Below are 6,815 nucleotides of genomic sequence, written 5' to 3'. Positions count from 1 at the left end.
AGGGCCCCTGCCGGAACACCGCCGGGTAGTTGCCCCAGGCGGGTTCCTTCGGCCAGAACTCCACCTCGAACAGCGCGCTGCCCGTCTTCAGCGACGAGACCACCGCCCAGTAGAAAGGAAACAGGGTGTAGACGAGAATCCCCAGGACGAGCAGCCCGAAGAGGAACCGTTTCACGAGGCGGAACATCCGTCAGGCCTCCGGATCCAACGAGACGCGGCCCACCGCCAGGTAGGCCACGGTGAAGGCGGCGATCAGCAGGAACAGCAGGGACGCCGCAGCGGAGCTGTAGCCCAGCTCGCCGAACTCCGCCATGCGCTGCCGGGCGTAGACGGCCATGGACATCACATCCGCGCTGTTGTTGGTGAGCACGTAGAAGAGGTCGAAGGCTCGCAGCGCATCCAGCATGCGGAAGATGACCGCCACCATCAGCGGGCCCCGGACGATGGGCAGCGTCAGGCTGAAGAAGGTGCGCACCGGCCCCGCCCCATCCAGGCGCGCGGCCTCGTAGACCTCATTGGGCACCAATTGCAGCGCCGCCAGCAGCAACAGCGTCATGAACGGCGTCGTCTTCCACACGTCCACGAGGATGACGGCCGCCAGCGACAGACCCGGCTCGGCCGTCCAGGCCAGGGGCTCGGAGATGAGGTGCACGCGCAGCAGCAGGTCATTGATGACGCCGTACACGTCGTGGAGCATCCACGACCACAGCCGCGCCGAGACGATGGTGGGGATGGCCCAGGGCACGAGCACCGCCGCGCGCAGGACGCCACGGCCCCGGAACTGGGCGTTGAGCGCCAGCGCGATGATCATCCCCAGCACCGTCTCCAGCGTCACGGAGATGAGGGCGTAGCGGAAGGTGTTCCACACCGCCCTCCACCAATCCGGGTCGTCCACCAGCGCCCGGAAGTTCTCCAGGCCGACGAAGGCGACCTCGGGCTGCTCGATGGACGCATCCGTGAAGGCGAACCAGAAGGTGCGCAACAGCGGCCAGCCGGCCGTGGCCCCCATCACCGTCAACGCGGGGATGAGGAAGAGCCACGCCGACCGGCGCCGCTGACGTGAGAGAGCGCTCTGCCCTACCACTTGCCCTTCCCGGAAAGGCGGTTGAGCTTGCCCTCCAGAGACTTGAGGTTGTCCGCCGCCGAGCCCCGGCCGGAGAGCGTGGCGTGCACGGAGTTACGGAACTCCGAGCTCATCTTGCTGTACTTGCCGCGCGTCGCCTTCGAGGGCCGGGCCACCGCCTGGGTGAAGGTCGTCTGGAGGCTGGCGAAGAAGGGGTTGGTCTTGAGCACCTCGGCGTCCTGGTAGAGGTCGGGGCGCGTCGGGTTGAAGGAGGCGACGAGGGCCCGCCGCTTCTGCTCCTCGGCGCTGGTGAGGTACTTGGTCAGCGCGATGGCGGCCTCCTGGTTCTTCGAGTACTTCGACACCGAGAGCTGCCACCCACCGAGCGTTCCGGTGTGCTTGCCCTCCGCTCCACCCTTGGGCAGCGCCGCCACGCCCACCTTGTCCTTCACCGGGCTGTCCTTGGCGTTCGCCAGCGCCCAGGCGTACGGCCAGTTGCGCATGAACACCGCCTGGCCGGACTGGAACACGCCGCGCGACTCCTCCTCGGAGTAGTTGAGCACGCCCTTGGGCGCCACATTACCGATCAGGGACGAGAAGAAGGTGAGCGCCTCCACCGCCTTGGGGTTGTTGACGGTCACCTTGCCGGTCTCGTCCACGATGGTGCCGCCGCCGAAGGAGTCGATCCACTCCAGCGCGTTGCACGTCAACGACTCGGCCGCCTTCGCCTGGAAGACGAAGCCCTGGATCTTGGCGTTGCCGGCCTTGCGCTCCCCGTCCGTCACCGTCTTGGCCACCGTGGCCAGCTCCTGCCAGGTGGTGGGGACCTGCTGCTTGTACTTCTCCAGGAGATCCTTGCGGTAGTACAGGATGCCCGCGTCGGTGAACCAGGGCAGGGCCACCAGCTTGCCCTCCACGGTGTTGTTCGCCACCAGCGGCTTGAAGAACTTGCCCAGCTCATCGTCCGGGACGTGGGGCTTCAGATCCACGAGGTGCTGGGCGAGCATTCCCGTCCAGATGACGTCGATGCGCACCACGTCCAGATCCGCCGAGTTCGCGGACAGCAGCTGCTGGAAGAACGTGAGCTGCTCGTTGGCGTCCGCCGGCACGCTGACCATGCGGATGGTGTGGCCATTCTGCTTCGCCCACGTCTCCGCGCCCTGCTTGCAGACCTCGAACTCCTGCCCCACGCTGCCGCAGGCGATGGAGACGGTGGCCGCGGAGGCGACGCTCGACACCGTCATGGCGACGGTGGCGGCGACCCCCAGAACTGTCTTGTGCATGCATTCCCTCCTGTACGCGTAGGGCCGTGAGTCTGCTGTCCCAGCGCACAGGCCGTTGAACTGTTTGAACACGGGGCGCCACGATCGGGGGGTGAATTGTCATGTGTTGAACATTCATGACGTAAAGCGAGAACCAGGTGTTGCCCACAAGCCAGCCTTGGGTGCCCATCGGGCCAGCACCCGCCCTCACCCGGGCGGCAACGGAGGGAAGACCGATGCCCACGCCGACTCGCATCCTGGTGCCCGTGGACCTGATGGAGGGGTCCCGGACGATCCTCGACTACGCAGTGCAGCTCGCCCGGCCGTTCAACGCCTCCATCGAGGTGATGCATGCCTGGGAGCCGCCCCAGTATGTGGCGCCGGATCTCCTGGTGGCCGCGCCCGGCTGGAATCCGCAGTCGCTGGAGAAGACGGCGCTCGAGGCGGCGCGCAAGGAACTGGACGCGCTCATCGGCCAATTCCAAGCCTCCCAGCCCATCACCCAGCGACTGGAGGTGGGAGAGGCGGCCTCGGCCGTCCTCCGGGTGGCCGAGACGGGCGGCTTCGACATGATCGTCATGGGCACGCACGGCCGGCGGGGCCTGCCAAGGCTGCTGCTGGGCAGCGTGGCCCAGAAGATCATCGCCCGTGCGCACTGCCCCGTCGTCACCCTGCACGTGCCCGAGGAGAAGTAGGCCCGAGGGCGCGGAGACCGGGGTGAGGGGGTCGGAACCACCTGGGTTCCGACCCCTCCCCCCTCGAAGCGACTATGCGACTACTTGGACTTCAGGTCGCGCTCGCCGAGGTTCGTGGCACCCACCCAGCGCATGCGGTTGAAGCCATCGAGGTTCTTGTTGGCGACGATCTGGAAGCAGGTGGACGAGCCCTGGGCGGCGATCTCCACGGACCAGCCGAGGAACATCTGCCACAGGCGGAACCACCACTCGCCGTAGGTCTTCACGACCTCGGCGCGGTTGGCCATCCAGTTGTCGTACCAGCGGGAGATCGTGAGCGAGTAGTGGATGCCCACGTTCTCCACGCTGTGGATCTCGAAGCCCGCGGCCTCCAGGTTGCTGACCACGAAGGACAGCGGCATGGAGGCATCGGCGCCCGGGAAGATGTACTTGTTCATGAACAGGCCCCACACGAGATCCTCGAAGTGGAAGCCCAGCGTGCCCTTCTTGGCGCGCAGCCCGGCGATCTGCAGGTAGAAGAGGCCGTCATCGGCGAGCATGCCGTAGACCTGCTTCATGAAGTTCTGGAAGTTCTTCACGCCCACGTGCTCGGCCATCTCCAGGCAGGAGATCTTGTCGTACGGGCCCTGGGGGATGTCGCGGTAGTCAATGGTGAGGATGCGAGCGCGATCGCTCACGCCCATGCGGGCGATCTGCTCCGTGGCGTACGCGGAGCCCTTCTGGGCGATGGTGACGCCCGTCGAGTCGACGCCGTAGTCCTTGGCGGCGGTGGCCACGAGCGTGCCCCAGCCGCAGCCGATGTCGAGGTAGCGCTCGCCCTTCTTCAGGTGGAGCTTGTCGCAGACCAGCTTCATCTTCTGGTCCTGCGCGTCCTCGAGGGTCTGGTTGGGCGAGGTGAAGAAGCCCGAGGTGTAGATCATCCGCGGCCCGAGGAACCAGCCGAAGAAGTCGTTGCCGCGGTCATAGTGCTCGCGGGCGATGCGCACATCCTGCTCCTGCGAGTGGATGAGCACCTCGGGCAGGAAGCGGGTGAACACGAACTTGAAGTGGTCCGCGACGGGCTTGTAGTCGACGACCTTCTGCCGCTCGCGGATGAAAGCGAGGAAGTCTCCCTCGATATCGAGGCGCTGATGGATGTAGTCCTCGATGAGGTTGGTCATGGGCACCTTGCCAGAGGCATAGTGCGCGTTGATCGAGGGGTCCTTCGGGTTCAAGCGAAACGACGTCTGTGCGTCCATGCTGTCTCCAAGAAAAGCTCGCGGTGGCGGGGGATGGTGGTTCTGGGAGCAACGAGTCGGTCCCCACCGGGCACGAGCGGTGCGCACTCTACGTTAGACGCGGTGCGGCAAGGCTCTCTAAATTCGAGACGAAGCGCGAATTGCGCGCGGACGTACGTCAGGGAGGCGTCATCCCGGCGCTCGTGTGCGGCATCAGCGAGGCCCGGAGCGCGAGGATCTGCTCCCGGGCCATCTCCTTGAGCCGCTCCACGTCCGCGAGCGTCATGCCCTTGGTGGAGATGGGCGTCCCCACCGTCACCAGCGCGCGCGAGGTGGCGAAGCGCCACGAGTGCTTGGGCAGCGCCCGCCGCGTCCCGCTCACCGCCATGGGCAGCACGTCCGCTCCGGTCTCGATGGCCAGCCGGAAGGCGCCGTCCTTGAAGGGCAGCAGGTCGTCCGTCTTCGAGCGCGTGCCCTCGGGGAAGATCATCACCGGCATGCCCTTGTCCAGCCAGCGGGCGCAGGTGTTCATGGCCTCCTGGGCCGAGTCCTTCTCGCCCCGGCGCACGGGGATGTCCCCGGCCAGCCACATGCTCCATCCCACGAAGGGAATCTTGAAGAGCGAGGCCTTGCCCAGCCACTTCATCTCCCAGGGCAGCAAGGAGATGATGAAGGGGTCGGCGTTGGACTCGTGGTTGCTCACGACCACGGTGCGCGGCCCGGGCGGCGTGGGCGTCCCGTACACGCCGAACTTCCAGAAGGGGTTGAGCCTGGCCGCGGTGACCCCGATGAGCCGGAAGGCGCGCCCGGTGATGACCTTGCGGCGATCAAAGAGCCACGTGACGACCAGGGGCGCCTGCAGACAGAAGCCCGTTACCGCCACCAGGGCGGTTTCCAGCCACGCATAGATGGAGAGCAGTGCGTTCATGAGGTACCTCCCGGCCTATCAGCGGCGAACCTTCGGGTCCAGATCCACGCTCACCGGGCAGTGGTCCGAGCCGAGGATGAGGGGATGGATGGCGGCGCGCTTCACGTAGGGCATGGCCCCGGGCGAGGCCAGCACGTAGTCCAGGCGCCACCCGATGTTGCGCTCGCGCACCCCGAAGCGCTGGCTCCACCAGCTGTAGTGCCCCGTCCCCTTCTCGAAGTGGCGGAAGGTGTCCACCCACCCGGCGCGCAGCCACCGGTCGAGCTCCTGGCGCTCCTCGGGGCGGAAGCCACTCGTCTCCCGGTTGTCCCTGGGTCGGGCCAGATCGATCTCTTGATGCGCCGTGTTGAAGTCCCCCATCACCACGAGGCGCTCCCCGTCGCGCAGGCCCTTCTCCAATCGCTCGAAGAGGCGCCGGTAGAAGGCCAGCTTGAAGGGGATGCGGCTGTTGTCGCGATCCTTGCCGTTGCCGTTGGGGAAGTAGCAGTTGACGACGGTGAGGCGCCCGAAGCGGGCCACCTGGAGCCGCCCCTCGGCATCCATCTCCCTCACCCCGAGCACCGTCTCCACCTCGTCCGGGGCCTTGCGCGCGAAGAGGCCCACGCCGCTGTACCCGGGACGCTCCGCCGCCACGAAGTGGGTGGCGCGCCAGCCCTCGGGAGAGCGCACCTCGTCCGGCAACTGCTCCTCGCGAGCCCGCACCTCCTGCACGCCCACCACGTCGGCCCGTTCGGCCGACAGCCAACTCAGGAAGCCCTTCTTGTGGGCCGATCTCAGCCCGTTCACGTTCCAGGAGACGATCCGCACGGTACCGCTCTCATTGCCTGACCGGCGCGCGCGGGTCCAGTCTCCACGCGATCCCCCGGTCAGCGGGCGGCTTCACGGCGCCTGAACCGGGTACGACGGTCCCACCCCGCAGGCCTGCCGGAAGGCGCGCACGGCCTCGGCGATCTCCGTGCCCGCCTCCACCAACCCCGCGTGGCCCGCGTCCTCCACCACCACCCACTCCGCGTCCGGCAACCCCTCGCGCATCCGCTCCATCTCACGCAGCGGCACCATGAGGTCGTTCTTCGCGGCGATGATCTGCGTAGGCACGCGCACCTGGGGCAGCACGTCCCACGAGGGCGGAGACTCCAGCAGGCCGCGCATCATCATCCAGAAGGCCTGGGGGTCCATGCGGCTGAGCGCCTCGAGGAGCTCGACGATGTCCGCTCGCGGAGCCCGGGCCCGTAGCAGGCCCGTGACGCGCCCGAGCGGGTACGCCAGCCGCGAGGACATCACGTCATGCGCCAGCGGCGCCAGCAGGGGCACGAACGGCGTCAGCAGCTGGAAGGTCCGGGCCATGGTGCCACGCCCGCCCGGTACGGGGATGAGCCAGTCGCTCGGGTCCGGGGTGGCGGGCCCGCCCCCGATGAGCGTCATGGCCGACACCAGCTCGGGCCGGCGGCGGTACAGTTCCAGCACCACCCGGACGCCCATGGAGAAGGCCACGTGGTGCGGAGGTCGCCCGTTACCGCGAGTCATCATCTCCTCGGTGACGCGCTCGAGGTCATCCACGTGGACACGTAGCGCGTAATCTCCATGGGCGGACACCGCGCTGCGACCGTGGCCCCGGTAGTCCCAGTGCACCACCCGGTGGTCCTGCTCCAG

General features: G+C 67.4%; 7 protein-coding genes and 1 pseudogene. 1 reads left to right on the top strand and 7 read right to left on the bottom strand.

The window, feature by feature from the left end; translation table 11 throughout:
* From VF794_RS11460 to VF794_RS11450, 3 genes and pseudogenes are all read right to left on the bottom strand, one after another.
* Window positions 1-187: pseudogene (locus tag VF794_RS11460) on the bottom strand (carbohydrate ABC transporter permease); the annotation flags it as partial.
* Window positions 188-190: 3 nt separating this feature from the next.
* Window positions 191-1,084, bottom strand: coding sequence for a sugar ABC transporter permease (locus VF794_RS11455; RefSeq protein WP_331109649.1), 894 nt, complete (start codon window positions 1,082-1,084; stop codon window positions 191-193).
* Window positions 1,078-2,346, bottom strand: a complete 1,269-nt coding sequence (locus tag VF794_RS11450) for an ABC transporter substrate-binding protein (RefSeq protein WP_331109646.1) — start codon at window positions 2,344-2,346, stop codon at window positions 1,078-1,080. The genes VF794_RS11455 and VF794_RS11450 overlap by 7 nt, the downstream gene beginning before the upstream one ends.
* Before the next feature lie 215 nt (window positions 2,347-2,561).
* Here VF794_RS11450 and VF794_RS11445 point away from each other — a divergent pair, with 215 nt between their 5' ends.
* Entirely contained in the window at window positions 2,562-3,020 is a 459-nt protein-coding gene (locus VF794_RS11445) for a universal stress protein (RefSeq protein ID WP_331109644.1), read from the top strand.
* Window positions 3,021-3,100: 80 nt separating this feature from the next.
* Here VF794_RS11445 and VF794_RS11440 read toward each other — a convergent pair whose 3' ends face one another.
* The 4 genes from VF794_RS11440 to VF794_RS11425 all read right to left on the bottom strand — a co-directional run.
* Window positions 3,101-4,258, bottom strand: coding sequence for a cyclopropane-fatty-acyl-phospholipid synthase family protein (locus tag VF794_RS11440; RefSeq protein ID WP_331109642.1), 1,158 nt, complete (start codon window positions 4,256-4,258; stop codon window positions 3,101-3,103).
* A gap of 157 nt (window positions 4,259-4,415) precedes the next feature.
* Window positions 4,416-5,165: a lysophospholipid acyltransferase family protein gene (locus VF794_RS11435; RefSeq protein ID WP_331109640.1), complete on the bottom strand. Its 750-nt coding sequence runs from the start codon at window positions 5,163-5,165 to the stop codon at window positions 4,416-4,418.
* An 18-nt stretch (window positions 5,166-5,183) separates the two neighbouring features.
* Window positions 5,184-5,972, bottom strand: coding sequence for an exodeoxyribonuclease III (locus tag VF794_RS11430; protein ID WP_331109638.1), 789 nt, complete (start codon window positions 5,970-5,972; stop codon window positions 5,184-5,186).
* Window positions 5,973-6,044: 72 nt separating this feature from the next.
* A partial coding sequence (locus VF794_RS11425; RefSeq protein ID WP_331109636.1) for an alpha/beta hydrolase occupies window positions 6,045-6,815 on the bottom strand: 771 nt, incomplete at its 5' end.

Origin of the sequence: Archangium sp. (assembly GCF_036389735.1) — a bacterium.
In the GTDB taxonomy this organism is placed as follows: domain Bacteria; phylum Myxococcota; class Myxococcia; order Myxococcales; family Myxococcaceae; genus Archangium.
This window is presented reverse-complemented; position numbering and strand designations above follow the sequence as displayed.

Excerpts from the sequence above, each read along its gene's own strand:
- VF794_RS11450 (WP_331109646.1), bottom strand. The coding sequence starts at position 2,346 with ATGCACAAGACAGTTCTGGGGGTCGCCGCCACCGTCGCCATGACGGTG.
- VF794_RS11445 (WP_331109644.1), top strand. The coding sequence starts at position 2,562 with ATGCCCACGCCGACTCGCATCCTGGTGCCCGTGGACCTGATGGAGGGG.
- VF794_RS11440 (WP_331109642.1), bottom strand. The coding sequence starts at position 4,258 with ATGGACGCACAGACGTCGTTTCGCTTGAACCCGAAGGACCCCTCGATC.
- VF794_RS11435 (WP_331109640.1), bottom strand. The coding sequence starts at position 5,165 with ATGAACGCACTGCTCTCCATCTATGCGTGGCTGGAAACCGCCCTGGTG.